This window comes from Providencia sp. 21OH12SH02B-Prov (genome assembly GCF_027362595.1).
Classification (GTDB): Bacteria; Pseudomonadota; Gammaproteobacteria; order Enterobacterales; family Enterobacteriaceae; genus Providencia; species Providencia zhejiangensis.
In genome coordinates this window covers 2619399-2635769 of record NZ_CP114796.1, presented here as the reverse complement: position 1 = coordinate 2635769, position 16371 = coordinate 2619399, and the positions used below count along the sequence as shown (strand labels likewise).

At 39.9% G+C, this 16371-nt stretch carries 18 protein-coding genes and 1 other annotated feature; of the genes, 15 read left to right on the top strand and 3 right to left on the bottom strand.

Annotation, left to right across the window (positions count from 1 at the left end):
* The first annotated feature begins 227 nt into the window (after positions 1–227).
* The 5 genes from fos to O7C57_RS12405 all read left to right on the top strand — a co-directional run bounded on the left by fos (position 228) and on the right by O7C57_RS12405 (position 3251).
* Positions 228–644, top strand: coding sequence for a fosfomycin resistance glutathione transferase (gene fos, locus O7C57_RS12425; RefSeq protein ID WP_154635598.1), 417 nt, complete (start codon positions 228–230; stop codon positions 642–644).
* Between the two features lie 76 nt (positions 645–720).
* Complete coding sequence (locus tag O7C57_RS12420) at positions 721–1245, top strand: GNAT family N-acetyltransferase (protein ID WP_154623095.1); 525 nt, start codon at positions 721–723, stop codon at positions 1243–1245.
* Between the two features lie 129 nt (positions 1246–1374).
* Positions 1375–1776 (top strand): hypothetical protein, encoded by a 402-nt coding sequence (locus O7C57_RS12415; protein ID WP_154623094.1) that lies wholly within the window; start codon positions 1375–1377, stop codon positions 1774–1776.
* 118 nt (positions 1777–1894) lie between these two features.
* Positions 1895–2344 carry a methyltransferase family protein gene (locus tag O7C57_RS12410; RefSeq protein ID WP_154623092.1) on the top strand — a complete coding sequence of 150 codons (450 nt, stop codon included), beginning with the start codon at positions 1895–1897 and terminating at the stop codon, positions 2342–2344.
* A gap of 307 nt (positions 2345–2651) precedes the next feature.
* Positions 2652–3251, top strand: coding sequence for a LysE family translocator (locus O7C57_RS12405; RefSeq protein WP_154623091.1), 600 nt, complete (start codon positions 2652–2654; stop codon positions 3249–3251).
* Positions 3252–3288: 37 nt separating this feature from the next.
* Here the strand turns inward: O7C57_RS12405 and O7C57_RS12400 are convergent, their stop codons facing one another.
* Entirely contained in the window at positions 3289–3597 is a 309-nt protein-coding gene (locus O7C57_RS12400) for a hypothetical protein (protein ID WP_269723191.1), read from the bottom strand.
* A 227-nt stretch (positions 3598–3824) separates the two neighbouring features.
* On the bottom strand, positions 3825–4460 hold the full coding sequence (locus tag O7C57_RS12395; RefSeq protein WP_154623354.1) for a lytic polysaccharide monooxygenase: 636 nt from the start codon (positions 4458–4460) through the stop codon (positions 3825–3827).
* 555 nt (positions 4461–5015) lie between these two features.
* Between O7C57_RS12395 and thrS the strand changes: the two genes are divergently transcribed.
* From thrS to ihfA, 8 genes are all read left to right on the top strand, one after another.
* A complete protein-coding gene (gene thrS / locus O7C57_RS12390; RefSeq protein WP_269723190.1) occupies positions 5016–6944 on the top strand; it encodes a threonine--tRNA ligase in 1929 nt (642 codons plus the stop codon).
* Positions 6945–6947: 3 nt separating this feature from the next.
* The gene (gene infC / locus O7C57_RS12385) at positions 6948–7487 is read left to right on the top strand and encodes a translation initiation factor IF-3 (protein ID WP_163863604.1); all 540 of its coding nucleotides are present in this window, start codon (positions 6948–6950) and stop codon (positions 7485–7487) included.
* A gap of 441 nt (positions 7488–7928) precedes the next feature.
* On the top strand, positions 7929–8468 hold the full coding sequence (infC, locus tag O7C57_RS12380; protein ID WP_163863602.1) for a translation initiation factor IF-3: 540 nt from the start codon (positions 7929–7931) through the stop codon (positions 8466–8468).
* 92 nt (positions 8469–8560) lie between these two features.
* Positions 8561–8758, top strand: a complete 198-nt coding sequence (rpmI, locus tag O7C57_RS12375; RefSeq protein WP_004263702.1) for a 50S ribosomal protein L35 — start codon at positions 8561–8563, stop codon at positions 8756–8758.
* A 42-nt stretch (positions 8759–8800) separates the two neighbouring features.
* A complete protein-coding gene (gene rplT, locus O7C57_RS12370; RefSeq protein WP_004263714.1) occupies positions 8801–9157 on the top strand; it encodes a 50S ribosomal protein L20 in 357 nt (118 codons plus the stop codon).
* Between the two features lie 89 nt (positions 9158–9246).
* Positions 9247–9371: a sequence feature (Phe leader region), on the top strand.
* 123 nt (positions 9372–9494) lie between these two features.
* Complete coding sequence (gene pheS, locus O7C57_RS12365) at positions 9495–10478, top strand: phenylalanine--tRNA ligase subunit alpha (RefSeq protein ID WP_154623356.1); 984 nt, start codon at positions 9495–9497, stop codon at positions 10476–10478.
* 14 nt (positions 10479–10492) lie between these two features.
* On the top strand, positions 10493–12880 hold the full coding sequence (pheT, locus tag O7C57_RS12360) for a phenylalanine--tRNA ligase subunit beta (protein ID WP_269723189.1): 2388 nt from the start codon (positions 10493–10495) through the stop codon (positions 12878–12880).
* Between the two features lie 4 nt (positions 12881–12884).
* Entirely contained in the window at positions 12885–13181 is a 297-nt protein-coding gene (gene ihfA, locus O7C57_RS12355) for an integration host factor subunit alpha (protein WP_004263721.1), read from the top strand.
* Between the two features lie 246 nt (positions 13182–13427).
* On the opposite strand, the gene O7C57_RS12350 is transcribed toward ihfA, so the two are convergent.
* Positions 13428–14426, bottom strand: coding sequence for a RhoGAP domain-containing protein (locus O7C57_RS12350; RefSeq protein ID WP_269723188.1), 999 nt, complete (start codon positions 14424–14426; stop codon positions 13428–13430).
* 120 nt (positions 14427–14546) lie between these two features.
* Here O7C57_RS12350 and btuC point away from each other — a divergent pair, with 120 nt between their 5' ends.
* Complete coding sequence (gene btuC, locus O7C57_RS12345; RefSeq protein WP_269723187.1) at positions 14547–15548, top strand: vitamin B12 ABC transporter permease BtuC; 1002 nt, start codon at positions 14547–14549, stop codon at positions 15546–15548.
* A 2-nt stretch (positions 15549–15550) separates the two neighbouring features.
* Positions 15551–16327: an ATP-binding cassette domain-containing protein gene (locus tag O7C57_RS12340; RefSeq protein ID WP_231131755.1), complete on the top strand. Its 777-nt coding sequence runs from the start codon at positions 15551–15553 to the stop codon at positions 16325–16327.
* Positions 16328–16371 lie beyond the last annotated feature (44 nt).

The following is a 16371-nucleotide window of genomic DNA, read 5'->3' as shown; positions in this document are numbered from 1 at the left end:
TTATGGGGGACATAAAAAGGGAAAGGGCATCTATTAGTAGGTTGTCAAAATTTCGATATGCTTTAAGTTATACGCTTAATTATGTTAGTTAACTATTGGTTATGTAAATTCATTAAAAGAATAAACATTTATTGTTTATTATTATCGAAATACCCATCCGTATATTATTTAACTAATTGAATATATATAAAAAACATATTTTTTTGGCAATTTAATATAGAGGTTATATGCTTACGGGGATTAATCATTTGACTCTGGCGGTCACAGATATTAAGAACAGTCTGTTCTTCTATCATTCAATATTAGGAATGAAGCTTCATGCAAGATGGAAAAATGGTGCTTACCTCACTTGCGGGGAGTTATGGGTATGTCTTTCAGTCGATCCCACCCGAAAGGCCCAACGACCAGAGAAGACAGACTATACGCATTATGCTTTCACCGTATCATCAAAAGACTTTTCTACGGTAGTTGAAAAGCTACAACGTGCAGATGTTACCGTTTGGAAAGATAATCGTAGCGAAGGGGATTCGTTTTACTTTTTGGATCCGGATGGCCATAAGCTAGAAATTCATGTTGGTTCATTAATAGAGCGTTTAGCACATTGCCAAAAAGCACCTTATGAGAATATGGTGTTTTACGATTAGTGTCCTTGTTAACTGGCCTTTACAAAATAACTATTTTTGATGCTAATAACAAAATAAGGTATTAAGGAAAAATACAATGTCTATCAAAGAAATGACATCTATAGAAGGCATAGAACAGCAGTTAGAGTCTCTATTAATCGATAGTGTTAATAGTGGAGCATCAATCGGATTTATTGCACCATTAATGCCGAAGGACGCCCGACAGTATTGGCAAAAGGTCGATAATGATTTACGTAAAGGTGAGCGCCTATTAGTGGTGAAATATATTGATCAACAGTTAGCTGGCGCCATTCAACTCTCTTTATGTTTAAAAGCAAATGGACGTCATCGAGCAGAAGTTGAAAAACTCATGGTACATACTGCTTTTCGGGGGCATGGTATGGCGAAACAGTTGTTGATGAATATTGAGCAGTTAGCGCTTAATCATAAACGGACATTATTGGTACTGGATACCCGAACGGGGGATACCGCGTCTCATTTGTATTGTAAACAAGGCTATATTAAAGCGGGAGAAATCCCTCATTTTGTGACAAATGCACAGCATGAATTTGAAAGTACAACGCTCTTCTATAAATTATTGGACAATAACGTATCATCTTAATTTGTCTGCTTTTATTAGTAAAATACGCTTGCTAAAGTTTTCTTTACAAACAATTTTTTATTATAAAAATTGCTTTACGCCTTATGCAGTATCCTAGAGACAGTGAAACAGGACAGTTTGGGGTTGTAAATGAAAAATGTAATGACGGCTCTAACAGCCTTAGTGATGCTGATTGGTATCTCAATGGCTGCACTATTTATTGTTTTCCCACAACAATGGAAACAAAATATTTATCCTAGTGTTGCAAACCTTTTGCCGGAATCCATTAGCTCATTAATACCAAGTCGGGATGTCAATAATAATGTATGCGATAGTTTAGAAAGTAACCTACAAACGTTCGCAGACTATTTAAAGACCAATGAAGATATCGTCAGTATCAAAGGGATGAATGGGCTAGATGATCAACTCAATGGAATTCGCTCGCGTATTGATAGTATGCCAATGCAAGTGCGTAAATTAGTCTGTCAGCAAGAATATGCTCGTCTTGAAGGATTAAAAAGTGTTTTCTTTTTAGGACATAATCAGCGTTGATGGTACAAACGCACAGCCGCTTTATCCCCCCAAGATCAAAAAATATGATTGGCGACTTAAAACAAGCTAATTGATTTATGTTAGTCTACGTATGCTAGGTTGATTCAGGAAGATTGTCATGAGCATATTTAGATTACCCTTCTTAAATTGGTTAATTTTAAACACAATTGCCTTCTATGCGCTCTACGCAAAAAACATATTGGCGTGGAGTTTTTCTGGTTGGACGGGGGTTCTAGGTATCTTAGTTGCTTTAGAAAGTTTTGGATGGATAGCCGCCAGTTTATATTATTTTTATCGTTTCAAAACGTCTCCTAATCCTATCAGCCCTGCGACAGCTTTAATTACCGAAGGCCCATTTAGATTTTCTCGCAACCCTCTCTATCTCGCTTTTACTTCAATGTGCGTTAGCTTAGCGCTATTCACTCAATCCCCCTATTTTTTGGTGTCTGGCCTAGTGTTTTGGTTAATCACCGATTTGTATACCATCCCGCAAGAAGAAAAATGTTTAGCGGAACACTTTAAAGCAGAGTGGCAACGTTATCGCCAACAGACTCGGCGCTGGTTGTAACCATACACAATAGAATCGCGACTAAAATAGCGACTAAATATTATCTCTCTTTATGACAGCTAGAGAAATATATCGCGATTGACCACATAGTTTGATTTATAGATAGGTAGAAAAAGCAATGACCAGTTATATCTGTTTGTGAATTAATGGGGTTAAGCTAAGCATGCGCACGTAGAGATAAAAAAGTTGAAATCAAACCGCTTTACACTGCGAGTTACTCAGTATTCAGCGGGGTAAAAGTTGCTGCATTGAGTAAAGGTTCTGTGGTTATTTTTTATTAATAATTTGCTCAATAGATGCACACACTATGAATATTGAAACTTTCTTATCTTTATCGATGTTTTCTTTCGTAACCTCCATCACGCCTGGACCCAATAATATTATGTTGCTTGCGTCAGGAATGAACTTTGGATTGAAACGGACTATGCCGCATGCTTTAGGGGTATCCCTTGGCTTTTTTGTGATGTTGGTTGCTGTTGGCCTAGGCGTAGGGGCCTTAATTCAATCTTCAGAAGTGGTTTACAATATTCTGAAATATATAGGCATTATTTATTTATTGTGGCTGGCATGGAAAACGACGATTAGCCGTTCAGTTGGCTCACCGAAAGACGGTAATGAAAAGCCATTAACCCTATTAGAAGCCGCACTCTTTCAATGGGTTAACCCTAAAGCCTGGATGATGGCCGTGTCAGGGATGGCTTTGTATACAGAATCTATGAATCCTTATAGCTCCATGTTGATAGTCGCCATTATTTTTAGTTTGATTAATTTTCCGTGTGTGACGATTTGGGCAATGTTTGGTAGTGAATTAAGAGAGCGATTGAAAAATCCACAGGTATTGAAAAAATTTAACCTAGTGATGGGGTTATTATTAGCAGCCAGTGCAATATCTGTTCTTTTTCAATAATCAAATCATACGAGTACTATTGTCCATGATGGGATGTTTAAATAGTACTCATATTTAAACTATGTTGTTTTGTCGGTAGCTTTATTGATATTAACGCGAGTGGCTTTAATCTCGATATGTTCTTTTTATCGCTGATATTTTGCTTGATGTCTTGAGAATGAATACCCAAACGTTCATCGATTTGCTTGGTTGCTTGATCTTTAATCGCTTTTTGTGTGTCACAACGACCGGAGATTCCAATTTTTTGATCCAACATTTTATTCCTAGCGGCTTTTTTTAAATGGCAATCAGCTAAAGAGACTGCTGATACAAAAAACAAAGACAGTAACAGTATAATTTTTTTCATAAAAACACCCCATAAAAAAACCGATGATAGAGACCTATCTCGCGGCGGCAAGAAATTAACGGTGACAAAGTATATTGCTGATTATTGATAGTTTTTAAGGATATCAATAGCGCTAAGTCGATACTGAGATAATCTGTTGGTTAATCCATCATGATTTGAGTGTAGAGAGGCTCTTAAATTAAAGAGCCTCTCTTCTTAATAAAGGGATAAAGAGAGCCATTATTGCGTTAATTGCTTAAATTAACATCAATAACTTGGTAGAAAGCATTATTCGTATCAGCAACATCCCATATTGCGAGAATAACATGGTAGCCTTCTCGGTCCGTCGGAATATAACATTTAAACTCTATATTTTCTTTTGTGGGTGGATTAATGCCACTCACACTGATTGGCTCAGGATCACAAATAGAGTTTTCTAAATCAAATGCTGCTCGAGTTAAAGCTTCTGATTGATTCCAATCTGCTTTAGTGATGAAAAAACGCCATGAAGCCGATGTATGGCTCATTGTTAGATACCAAACGAAAGTATTCTCGCCGGTTTTCATATCAACTTTTGTCCAACGATCTGGGGTTTGTACATCCAACTCAGAATAGGTTGAAATATTTCCGCTCGCAATATGACCATCTGGAGGGCCAGCTTCTGGAAAACCTTTATAACCTTCAATACTTTGTGGGTCAGATGTGCCTCTAATACCACAATCAAAGTTGGTTGGTTCTTTGCCATTTCCATAGCCATTATAGCATTGGTAAGCACGGCTTTCAGGGCTTAACACGTAACCATGAGCACTCACTTGGGATGACGACAGGAGTAACATAACACCAATAGCACAGAACGATAGTATAGCGTTACATAAGCTTTTCATATTACACCTCACTTATGCTCCTTATAAGTCAAGTTGTGCAGATAATAAGATTGGCAACGACGCTATCTGAGTTAATTCACTATTAACGATTATCAGATCTGATTATGTGTTGTCTAAGCACAACCTAATTTATTTGGAGTCAATGTCAGTTAGATAATTACTGTTTGCTGACTTGTCGCTGAGTATACGGCTAGGCTAGCGATGATGAATATCAGCAACTTTATATTTACGCTTTTCAATGGGGTGAGTTGCTGAATAATTTTGTGCAGTATTGATTAAATTTTCGATCCTTTTTATACAGGCATATCTTTTTTAGCGGCTTTATATAATGGATTAATAATCTTATCTCTCTATCGCCTTAAAATATGTCTGTGTTATTATTGTCTTTGAGTTGCATTTAATGTGCATAGTATTTTTGTCATTTGTGTACAGACTGGTGTGCATACCTCGCATTGTGCAGCGAGAAATTAAAGGTAACGTATTGATTTATAAACTTTGGAATAATCAAGCAAGTGATCTTTCGTGTGGGTCACCACTGCTGATAAGGATTTATTAATGCCTGTTATTACTCTTCCTGATGGAAGTCAGCGTCAGTTCGACCATGCCGTTTCTGTCATGGATGTTGCGTGCGATATTGGCGCAGGTCTAGCAAAAGCGTGTATCGCGGGTCGTGTAAACGGTGAGCTAGTTGATGCTTGTGAAATCATCGAAAATGATGCCAATCTATCCATCATCACAAGTAAAGATGACGATGGCCTTGAAATTATTCGTCACTCTTGTGCTCACTTGTTAGGTCATGCCATTAAGCAACTTTGGCCAAATACCAAAATGGCTATCGGTCCAGTGATTGATAACGGTTTTTACTATGATATTGATCTGGACTATGCGCTGACGCAGGAAGATTTGGAGAAGCTTGAAAAGCGCATGCTGGAGCTTGCCAAAACAGATTATGACGTAATTAAAAAACGTGTTTCTTGGGCTGAAGCTCGTGAAACATTTGTTGCGCGTGGTGAAGATTATAAAGTGGAAATTCTTGATCAAAATATTAGTCAAGATGATCGTCCTGGGTTATATCACCACCAAGAATATATTGATATGTGTCGCGGTCCACACGTGCCAAACATGCGTTTTTGTCACCACTTTAAATTACAAAAAGTGGCAGGCGCATATTGGCGTGGTAATAGCGATAATAAAATGTTGCAACGCATTTACGGCACCGCATGGGCAGATAAAAAACAATTGAATGCCTATTTGCTTCGTCTTGAAGAAGCCGCTAAGCGTGACCACCGTAAAATTGGTAAGCAATTAGATTTATACCATATGCAGGAAGAAGCGCCTGGTATGGCATTCTGGCACAATGACGGTTGGACTATCTTCCGTGAATTGGAAACCTTTGTACGTACTAAATTAAAAGCTTATAACTATCAAGAAGTGAAAGGTCCGTTCATGATGGATCGTGTACTTTGGGAAAGAACAGGTCACTGGGAAAACTATAAAGACGCGATGTTTACAACCTCTTCAGAGAACCGTGAATATTGTGTTAAACCAATGAACTGCCCAGGACATGTGCAAATTTTCAACCAAGGTTTGAAATCTTATCGTGATTTGCCGTTAAGAATGGCGGAATTCGGTAGCTGCCATCGTAACGAACCATCAGGTGCACTACATGGATTAATGCGCGTACGTGGTTTCACACAAGACGATGCGCATATTTTCTGTACCGAAGAGCAAATTTTAGGTGAAGTCACTAACTGCATTAAAATGATTTATGACGTTTATGCAACTTTTGGTTTCGAAAAAATAGTTGTTAAATTGTCTACACGCCCAGAGAAACGTATCGGTACTGACGATATGTGGGATACCGCAGAAGCGGATCTGGCTCAGGCATTAAAAGATCAAGGTATTGAATTTGAATACCAACCAGGGGAAGGGGCATTCTACGGTCCTAAGATTGAATTCACGCTGTATGACTGCTTAGACCGTGCTTGGCAATGCGGAACTGTCCAGTTGGACTTCTTCTTACCAGGGCGTCTCAATGCATCTTATGTCGGTGAAAACAACGAACGTATCGTTCCTGTGATGATTCACCGTGCGGTATTAGGTTCTCTTGAGCGTTTTATCGGTATTTTGACAGAAGAATATGCAGGTTTCTTCCCAACTTGGTTAGCGCCGCAACAAGTCGTTGTGATGAATATTACGGATGCTCAATCAAATTATGTTCAAGAATTAGTTAGCAAGCTACAAAGTGTTGGCATTCGTGCGAAAGCGGATTTACGTAATGAGAAAATCGGCTTTAAAATTCGCGAACACACCTTGCGTCGTGTTCCTTACATGCTAGTTTGTGGTGATAAAGAAGTTGAATCAGGTAAAGTCTCTGTTCGTACCCGTCGTGGTAAAGATTTAGGCAGCCTAGATGTTAATGAATTTACAAGCAAACTGCTGGAAGAAATTCGCAGTCGTCAGCTCAATCAGATGGAGGAATAAGGTATTAAAGGCGGAAAAAAACTCCCAACAGCACGTCCAAATCGTATTAACGAAGAAATCCGTGCAACTGAAATCCGTGTCACCGGTTTAGACGGTGAGCAACTCGGTGTAATGAGTGTTCGTGAAGCACTCGCTAAAGCGGAAGAGGCTGGTGTTGACCTAGTTGAAATTAGCCCTAATGCTGAGCCACCTGTTTGCCGAATCATGGATTACGGTAAGTATCTTTATGAGAAGAGTAAATCTCAAAAAGAGCAGAAGAAAAAACAAAAAGTTGTTCAAGTGAAGGAAATTAAATTCCGTCCAGGAACAGATGAAGGTGATTACCAAGTTAAATTGCGTAGCCTCATTCGCTTTTTGGAAGATGGTGACAAAGCCAAAGTGACATTGCGTTTCCGCGGTCGTGAAATGGCTCACCAACAGATTGGTATGGAAGTGCTTAACCGCATTAAAGCTGATCTGGATGAACTGGCGTCAGTGGAATCATTCCCTTCAAGAATTGAAGGTCGCCAGATGATCATGGTATTAGCACCAAAGAAAAAATAATTAAGTCATAATGACCAGCACCCACAGTAAAAGTGGGTGCTATACTGCCTTATTGTCATTGGCAAGGTTATTGAGTATACCGGCGTTAACAGCCTTTTTGCCTATACGCTAGTGGTATATTGAATGACGCGATACCACGGCAGACCAAATAACCTAAAACGTGTTTATTTGTTTATATTTCGTTCTGTTAGGCCCTATTGGTAATAACAAAAGGCAACGATTAATGCGAAAAAATTGATTATCTACTTGAGTAATCGGGCAATAAGCATTAAAATCCGCGGTCGAATCGCCATATCGGTCCGTAGAGATTGGAACCCATATAGGCAAATGAATATGACATTTTAGTAATCAACATGTTGAATATGTTACCTTTAATGATTATTGAAATGTATGCTTTAGAGAAGATTAGCAATTCTCTTTATCCAGTTGGAGGAATAAAGTATTAAAGGCGGAAAAAGAATCCCAACAGCACGTCCAAATCGTATTAACGACGAAATTCGTGTGACTGAAGTCCGTTTAACCGGTTTAGACGGCGAACAGCTTGGCATTATGAGCTTGCGCGATGCGCTAGAAAAAGCAGAAGAAGCAGGGGTAGACCTTGTTGAAATCAGCCCAAATGCCGAACCGCCAGTTTGTCGTATCATGGATTACGGCAAATTCCTTTATGAGAAGAGCAAATCTCAAAAAGAACAGAAGAAGAAGCAAAAAGTTGTTCAGGTGAAGGAAATTAAATTCCGCCCTGGTACAGATGAAGGTGATTATCAGGTCAAACTACGCAACCTGATTCGCTTTCTCGAAGATGGTGACAAAGCCAAAGTTACACTACGTTTTCGTGGTCGTGAAATGGCTCACCAACAAATCGGCATGGAAGTACTTAACCGTATTAAGGCTGATTTAGATGAGCTGGCGTCAGTGGAGTCATTCCCTTCAAAAATTGAAGGACGTCAGATGATCATGGTGCTGGCACCGAAGAAGAAATAATTAGGCCATCAAGTAGTAACTGTGCAGCAATGCACGATTATTCGCCTAATTAATTCGTAGTTTATCACAATGCGAAGTTGGAAATTAAAGAAATGCCAAAGATTAAAACTGTACGTGGCGCAGCAAAGCGCTTTAAAAAAACTGCAGGCGGTGGCTTTAAGCGCAAGCATGCAAACCTTCGTCACATTCTGACTAAAAAGTCTACTAAGCGTAAACGCCATTTACGTCCGAAAGGAATGGTATCTAAGGGCGATCTGGGTCTGGTAGTTGCCTGCCTGCCTTACGCATAAGTAAACATTGGTTAATAAGATTAAAGACGATAGGAGATAGCTATGGCTCGCGCAAAACGTGGTGTAATCGCCCGTGCACGTCACAAAAAAATTCTGAAGCAGGCGAAAGGTTACTATGGTGCACGTTCTCGTGTTTACCGCGTAGCATTTCAAGCGGTAATCAAAGCTGGTCAATACGCTTACCGTGACCGCCGTCAACGTAAACGTCAGTTCCGTCAACTGTGGATCGCGCGTATTAACGCTGCGGCTCGTCAGAACGGTCTGTCTTACAGTCGTTTCATCAATGGCTTGAAAAAAGCGTCTATTGAAATCGACCGTAAGATCCTAGCAGACATCGCCGTATTCGATAAAGCAGCATTTACTGCTTTAGTTGAAAAAGCGAAAGGCGCTTTAGCTTAATGTTTGCTTGAAAAGAGGAAGGTAACTTCCTCTTTTCATTTATGTTGTTTTATGTTACTACATTAATAGTACACATTATTTACCGAGTTAATTATATGCTAATCGTCGCTTTTCGTTTCTTCTTTTACTTTAGCACCTGAATGTCGGGGGCTTTCGCGCGTAAGAAAAGAAACTAAAAGTTACGCTAAAGCCTCCGCTAGGAGGCTTTTTTGTTTTTGATTGAAGAAAAATGCAGTAAAATCAGTTAAGTGCTTATCCATTTAACGAATGGCAAGTGATAACTTAATAAATCGGTGAATAACTAGCAAAACGACCAGAAGGTCATAAAGGGGAAACAATGCCACATCTCGCTGAGTTGGTTGCACAGGCAAAAGCAGCCATTGAACAGGCCCAAGATGTTGCTACGTTAGAGTCAGTTCGTGTTGAATATTTAGGCAAAAGTGGCCACTTCACACTACAGATGAAAACGTTGCGTGATCTGCCAGCTGATGAACGTCCAGCAGCAGGGGCTGTGATTAATGAAGCCAAAGTACAGGTACAAGATGCATTAAATGCGCGTAAAGAAGCCATGCAGGCTGATATATTGAATGCACGCTTGGCATCGGAGAAGATCGATGTCTCATTGCCTGGCCGTCGTATGGAAAATGGTGGATTACATCCAGTTACCCGTACCATTCAGCGAATTGAAGAATTTTTTGGTGAGTTAGGCTTTAGTGTGGAAACGGGACCAGAAATTGAAGATGATTACCACAATTTCGATGCCTTGAATATTCCTGCTCATCACCCAGCACGAGCAGACCATGATACTTTCTGGTTTGATGCTAAACGCTTATTGCGTACCCAGACTTCGGGTGTACAAATTCGTACTATGAACGGTCAGCAACCGCCAATTCGTATCATTGCCCCAGGCCGTGTCTATCGAAACGACTATGACCAAACGCATACCCCAATGTTCCACCAAACAGAGGGGCTGATTGTGGATAAAGATATCAGCTTTACTAACCTTAAAGGCACATTGCACGATTTCTTGAATAACTTCTTTGAAGAAGAAGTCCAGGTTCGTTTCCGTCCGTCCTATTTCCCATTCACAGAGCCTTCTGCTGAAGTGGATGTTATGGGGAAAAATGGCAAATGGTTAGAGGTGTTGGGCTGTGGTATGGTTCATCCAAACGTTCTGCGTAATGTGGGGATTGACCCTGAAGTCTACTCTGGCTTTGCATTCGGAATGGGAATGGAGCGCCTTACAATGCTGCGTTATGGTGTTTCTGATCTACGCGCATTCTTCGAAAATGACCTTCGTTTCCTCAAACAGTTTAAATAAGGCGGGACTTTCTCATGAAATTCAGTGAACTTTGGTTACGTGAATGGGTAAACCCAGCCATTAGCAGTGAAGCATTATCTGAACAAATCACAATGGCCGGTTTGGAAGTTGATGGTGTTGAACCGGTGGCAGGGCAATTCACAGGTGTGGTTGTTGGTGAAGTGGTTGAGTGTGGCCAACACCCAAATGCGGACAAATTACGTGTCACAAAAATCAATGTGGGTGGTGAGCGTCTACTCGATATCGTGTGTGGTGCCCCAAACTGCCGTCAAGGTTTGAAGGTCGCAGTTGCAACGGTAGGTGCCGTGTTGCCTGGTGATTTCAAAATCAAAGCAGCAAAATTGCGTGGTGAGCCTTCAGAAGGGATGCTTTGCTCATTCTCTGAGCTCGGTATTTCTGATGATCATAGTGGTATCATAGAATTGCCACTTGATGCGCCAATTGGTACTGATTTGCGTGATTATTTGAAATTTGATGACCGTGTTATTGAAATTAGCATTACACCGAACCGAGCGGATTGTTTAAGTATTCTCGGTGTTGCTCGTGATGTTGCGGTGATTAATAAGCATGAGCTGATCGAACCGCAAATTAACGCAGTGAAAGCAACCACTTCAGAGACATTCCCAATCCGTGTTGAAGCACCAGAAGCTTGTCCTCGTTTTCTTGGTCGTGTCATCAAAAATATTGATGTGTCCGCACCAACTCCGATGTGGATGAAAGAAAAATTACGTCGTGGTGGTGTCCGTTCAATTGATGCGGTTGTTGATATTACCAATTATGTACTACTCGAATTAGGCCAACCTCAGCATGCTTATGATCTTGACCGCTTAAACGGCGCTATCGTCGTTCGTATGGCGAAGCAGGATGAGAAGCTAGTCTTGCTAGATGGTAGTGAAGCGACACTGAAAACGGATACATTAGTCATTGCCGATGAGCAAAAAGCACTTGGTATCGCGGGTATTTTTGGTGGTGAACATTCTGGTGTTAACAGTGAAACGAAAAATATTCTTTTAGAATGTGCATTTTTCAATCCACTATCTATTACGGGTCGTGCGCGTAATTATGGTTTGCACACGGATGCGTCTCATCGTTTTGAGCGTGGTGTTGATCCTGAATTGCAATTCAAAGCAATTGAGCGTGCGACACAGTTAATTTTAGATATCTGTGGTGGGGAAGTCGGTGATATTATCGATGCGACCCATGCAGAATATTTACCAAAAGCGGCAAATATTACGTTAACACGCAATAAACTCGATCGATTGATTGGTTATGTTATTGCCGATGATATCGTTACCGATATTTTGACGCGATTAGGTTGCCAAGTTGCGGTGTCTGAAGGCCGTTGGGATGTTGTTGCACCTAGCTGGCGTTTCGATATGCAGATTGAAGAAGATTTGGTCGAAGAAGTTGCACGGGTATATGGATATAACAATATTCCTGATGTACCGTTACGTGCCGATCTTGTCATGACTGAACACAAAGAGGCTAAATTGCCACTTAAGCGTATCAAAGCGCTGTTGGTTGACCGTGGCTTCCAAGAGGCGATTACTTATAGTTTTGTCGACCCTAAAGTACAAGCCTTGCTTCACCCTGAACAAGAAGCGTTAGTGTTACCAAACCCAATTTCAGCGGATATGTCAGCGATGCGTTTGTCGCTGTTAACCGGACTTTTGACAACCGTCGTCTATAATCAAAATCGTCAGCAAAATAGAATTCGATTATTTGAAACAGGCCTACGCTTTATCCCTGATAATCAAGCAGAATATCAAATACGCCAAGAAACCATGCTGGCGGGCGTGATCGCGGGAAATCGATTCGAAGAACATTGGTCATTAGATAAGCAAGTTGTGGACTTCTTTGATTTAAAAGGTGATCTCGAAGCTGTTTTAGAATTGACTGGCAAACTGAATCAAATTACATTTAAACCTGAGGCACATCCAGCGTTGCATCCTGGACAAAGTGCTGGGATTTATCTGGAAAATGAACATATTGGTATCATTGGTGTTGTTCATCCTGAGTTAGAACGTAAACTTGATTTAAATGGTCGTACAGTGATTTTTGAGGTTCGCTGTGATGCGATAACAGAACGTGTAATCCCTGATGCAAAGGCGATTTCACGCTATCCATCGAACCGCCGTGATATCGCTGTTGTTGTGCCAGAAGACGTTGCCGCCGCAGATGTTCTGGCAGAGTGTAAAAAAGTTGGCATAAATCATATAGTTGGCATAAACTTGTTTGATGTGTATTGTGGTGAAGGGATAGCAGATGGTTACAAGAGTCTGGCTATCAGTCTCATCTTCCAAGATACCGCTCGTACCATGGAAGAAGAAGAGATAACCGCGACCGTTGATATGTGTGTTGCTGCGTTAAAACAGCGATTCCAAGCCTCCTTGAGGGACTAAACCTATGGCGCTTACTAAAGCTGAAATGTCAGAAAATTTGTTCGAAAAACTGGGTGTTAGCAAACGTGATGCTAAAGACCTTGTGGAAACTTTCTTTGAAGAGGTCCGCCTTTCCTTAGAAAATGGTGAGCAAGTAAAATTATCTGGATTCGGTAACTTTGATTTACGTGATAAAAATCAACGTCCCGGACGTAACCCAAAAACTGGGGAAGATATTCCAATTACTGCACGCCGTGTTGTTACTTTCCGCCCTGGCCAAAAATTGAAAAGCCGTGTGGAAAAAGCAACACCGAAAGAGTAATTGCAAACTTGCAGTGCTAATAAAAGACCGCCTAGGCGGTCTTTTGTTTTTTTAATAGCAAAGCATTATCTCAATAAATTTTATCTATCTATATTGAGGCAGAAGAGGACTTTCAGACGGTCAGTTAAAAAATCGTTAGAGGTTATTAAGAATGGATAACACGAATGTATTTATCGATATTTTAAATAGCTACCAATGGTATCGGTAGCTATAGATTTAAAGGTGCAAAAATTTATATTCAGACGTCTATCTATGCAACAATGCGCTAAAATAATGAATCGGTAATTGTGCAAGTTCTATTTGTTTGAGTTGATCAAGCGGATTTCCCGTTGTTTTAGAATAATCGGTTCTATCGAGAGTCGGGGCAAAGGCAATCGATAAATTTTCTGGGGTCATCTGGTGTTTTTCTGCATGACGGCCAATTTCGATCAGCAGAGGTACTGCTATTTGTAATATCAATGGCTGTTTTTTTAGTGGTGGCAGTGAGTCTGCAATTTTTGTATCAGAAACGGCTAAAATATGATTTTCGCTTGTTGCTAATGTTGGTTTTGTTTCAATAAAACGTTTAACGGTGGCTTTGTTTACGACGGCATCATGATATTTTGTGAAGAGAGTCGATAATGTTTTTCGTTCACTTGATGAGCCATCTAACACGTTGCCAACTAATTTTTTATATGCTGATGTTAGATCAGATACTTCAATATTATTTTGTTGAATAAAAAAGGAATCAATAGATTTATTACTAGCGAGATGCTGCAATATTATTTCAACTCTCTGTTTGTTGCCTGAGATTCGAAAGGGTCCTGTTTCATGTAAGTAATTTGGATGAGATAAAATAGCCGTACCAATCTCATTAATTTGTTGGTATTTAAGGCGATCTTCATAAGCGATACCAATATATTCATTGATAGCGCATACATTATGTTTTTCAATCCGTTTTGCTGTTTGTTGTTGTGTTATTCTTGATTCCATCTCTTGTAATTCATCAAATGTTTTATAATGCGAAGGTGGCAACAAAGATTCTTGCTCCTGTATATCTAATCTTTTGATACTTATTGGCTCAATAGATTTATTTTTTTGTTCTATTAACTCATGCTGATATTGAGCAGGAATGCCAAAGTAACTTTTACAACAATTAATGATCTTGCGAATAGAAGCCAGAAAGCCTTTTTGCTCATGATGAAAGACGGGTTCAATCAACGATACGGGGTTATTTATTGGAGTGTTTGAAGTTTTTATAGCCATATAATACCTTATTTAATAATGATCTTAGAACTAAGCTGGAGCATAAAATCGTTGCTTTGGTTTTGCTTTCATAAAAAGCTATAATCCTTTAATCCATTGGAAAAATCAGATAATTTTTAAATGAATCAATCGGTTGAATACTTACAGACCAAACAGCGTAAAACAGACTGCCGACGTATTGCTGTACTAGGGCTATTGCTGATAGTGATCGCACTATTTTCTCTTTGTGCGGGGGAAGTGTGGTTATGGCCTCATCAATGGCGTGAAGAGGCAGCGCAATTATTTGTTTGGCAAATTCGTTTTCCTCGCTTATTGGCTGTTATTACGATTGGTGCATCTTTGGCGGTGACGGGGGCTATTATGCAAGCCCTATTTGAAAACCCATTGGCGGAACCAGGGCTATTGGGTATCAGTAATGGGGCGGGGGTAGCAGTCGTATTGACCGTCTTATTATCCCATGGCATCACTCAGTATGGGTTAATCAGTGTTGGTGCCATTATTGGTGCATTATTATTAACCTTACTATTATCTTTTTTCGCACGTGTAAAACATTTTAATAATAGTAGCTTGTTGCTTGTAGGGGTTGCCCTTGGCGTAATATGCGGTGCCATCATGACATGGATGGTTTACATGAGTAGTAACTTGGATTTGCGTCAGCTACTTTATTGGATGATGGGCAGTTTTAGCGGTATCGATTGGCGTCAATTTGGATTAATTGTGGCATGTGCTCCTTTTTTGTTATGGGCTATTTGCCAAGGTAATACACTTAATTATTTGTCCCTCGGTTCGTTACAAGCTTATCAACTTGGTTTTTCTCATCATCGTTGGCGCCTTGTATTAATTATAGCAACAGGGGTTTTAATTGGATTGAGTGTTGCTATTGCAGGGGCTATCAGTTTTGTCGGTTTGGTGATCCCACATGTTTTACGTTTAATTGGCTTGACGGATAATCGCACATTATTACCAGGATGTGCCATTGCGGGGGCAGGCGGGTTATTATTAGCCGATATTTTGTCCCGAATATTAATTGCTAATGCCGAAGTGCCAATTGGCGTGATAACGGCAACCTTAGGAGCCCCTATTTTTATTTGGCTTTTAGCGCGTAATAACCAATGGCGATAAATATGAGCATGAATGAACAACCCACCATTGAGCTAATTCAATTTTCAATAGACCATCGACTTATCAATATTAATGAATCCGTATTTCCGGGTGAGCAAATCCATATACTCGGCGCAAATGGGGCTGGTAAAAGTACGTTGTTGAATGGGATGAGCGGTTTTTTGAATTTTACAGGTCAGTTAAATATCAATGGTAGGGCACTTAAAGAGTATCGAACTCAAGATCTACGTCAACAGCGAGCCTATTTTCCTCAGCAAGTTGCGACACAGCCTATTTTAAAGGTGTTTCAATATTTAACCCTTTTCCATTCGTCAACGGATTATCAAATTGCACTGTTTGAGGAACTATGCCGAGATTTTCAGTTAACATCGTTGCTCATGAAACCTATTGCACAACTTTCAGGTGGTGAGTGGCAGCGAGTACGTATTATTGCAACTTTTTTGCAAGTTTGGGATCGTCAAGATTTAAGTGGAAAATTTATCCTATTTGATGAGCCAACGAACAATTTGGATATTATTCAACAATCCAGATTCGATAAATGGGCGAAATATTTTTGTGATTGCCAAGGAACGGTTATAATGAGTGGTCATAACCTTAGCCACTCTTATCAACATGCCAACCGAATTTGGATGTTAAAAGAAGGTAAAATTATTTTTTCAGGTAAACCTGAGCAAGTTATGACTGAGGTTAATTTATCTGAGATATTTGCAAGTAAAATAAGTTTAATCACAAATAATGATGCCAAAAGTTGGCGAGTAATTAGTTTTGACGATGAGTAGAAAAATTGTTTTAATCGTCTGTTTGGTTATGCTTTATGTAATAA

Excerpts from the sequence above, each read along its gene's own strand:
- fos (WP_154635598.1), top strand. The coding sequence starts at position 228 with ATGCTTACGGGGATTAATCATTTGACTCTGGCGGTCACAGATATTAAG.
- O7C57_RS12420 (WP_154623095.1), top strand. The coding sequence starts at position 721 with ATGTCTATCAAAGAAATGACATCTATAGAAGGCATAGAACAGCAGTTA.
- O7C57_RS12415 (WP_154623094.1), top strand. The coding sequence starts at position 1,375 with ATGAAAAATGTAATGACGGCTCTAACAGCCTTAGTGATGCTGATTGGT.
- O7C57_RS12410 (WP_154623092.1), top strand. The coding sequence starts at position 1,895 with ATGAGCATATTTAGATTACCCTTCTTAAATTGGTTAATTTTAAACACA.
- O7C57_RS12405 (WP_154623091.1), top strand. The coding sequence starts at position 2,652 with ATGAATATTGAAACTTTCTTATCTTTATCGATGTTTTCTTTCGTAACC.
- O7C57_RS12400 (WP_269723191.1), bottom strand. The coding sequence starts at position 3,597 with ATGAAAAAAATTATACTGTTACTGTCTTTGTTTTTTGTATCAGCAGTC.
- O7C57_RS12395 (WP_154623354.1), bottom strand. The coding sequence starts at position 4,460 with ATGAAAAGCTTATGTAACGCTATACTATCGTTCTGTGCTATTGGTGTT.
- thrS (WP_269723190.1), top strand. The coding sequence starts at position 5,016 with ATGCCTGTTATTACTCTTCCTGATGGAAGTCAGCGTCAGTTCGACCAT.
- rpmI (WP_004263702.1), top strand. The coding sequence starts at position 8,561 with ATGCCAAAGATTAAAACTGTACGTGGCGCAGCAAAGCGCTTTAAAAAA.
- rplT (WP_004263714.1), top strand. The coding sequence starts at position 8,801 with ATGGCTCGCGCAAAACGTGGTGTAATCGCCCGTGCACGTCACAAAAAA.
- pheS (WP_154623356.1), top strand. The coding sequence starts at position 9,495 with ATGCCACATCTCGCTGAGTTGGTTGCACAGGCAAAAGCAGCCATTGAA.
- pheT (WP_269723189.1), top strand. The coding sequence starts at position 10,493 with ATGAAATTCAGTGAACTTTGGTTACGTGAATGGGTAAACCCAGCCATT.
- ihfA (WP_004263721.1), top strand. The coding sequence starts at position 12,885 with ATGGCGCTTACTAAAGCTGAAATGTCAGAAAATTTGTTCGAAAAACTG.
- O7C57_RS12350 (WP_269723188.1), bottom strand. The coding sequence starts at position 14,426 with ATGGCTATAAAAACTTCAAACACTCCAATAAATAACCCCGTATCGTTG.
- btuC (WP_269723187.1), top strand. The coding sequence starts at position 14,547 with ATGAATCAATCGGTTGAATACTTACAGACCAAACAGCGTAAAACAGAC.
- O7C57_RS12340 (WP_231131755.1), top strand. The coding sequence starts at position 15,551 with ATGAGCATGAATGAACAACCCACCATTGAGCTAATTCAATTTTCAATA.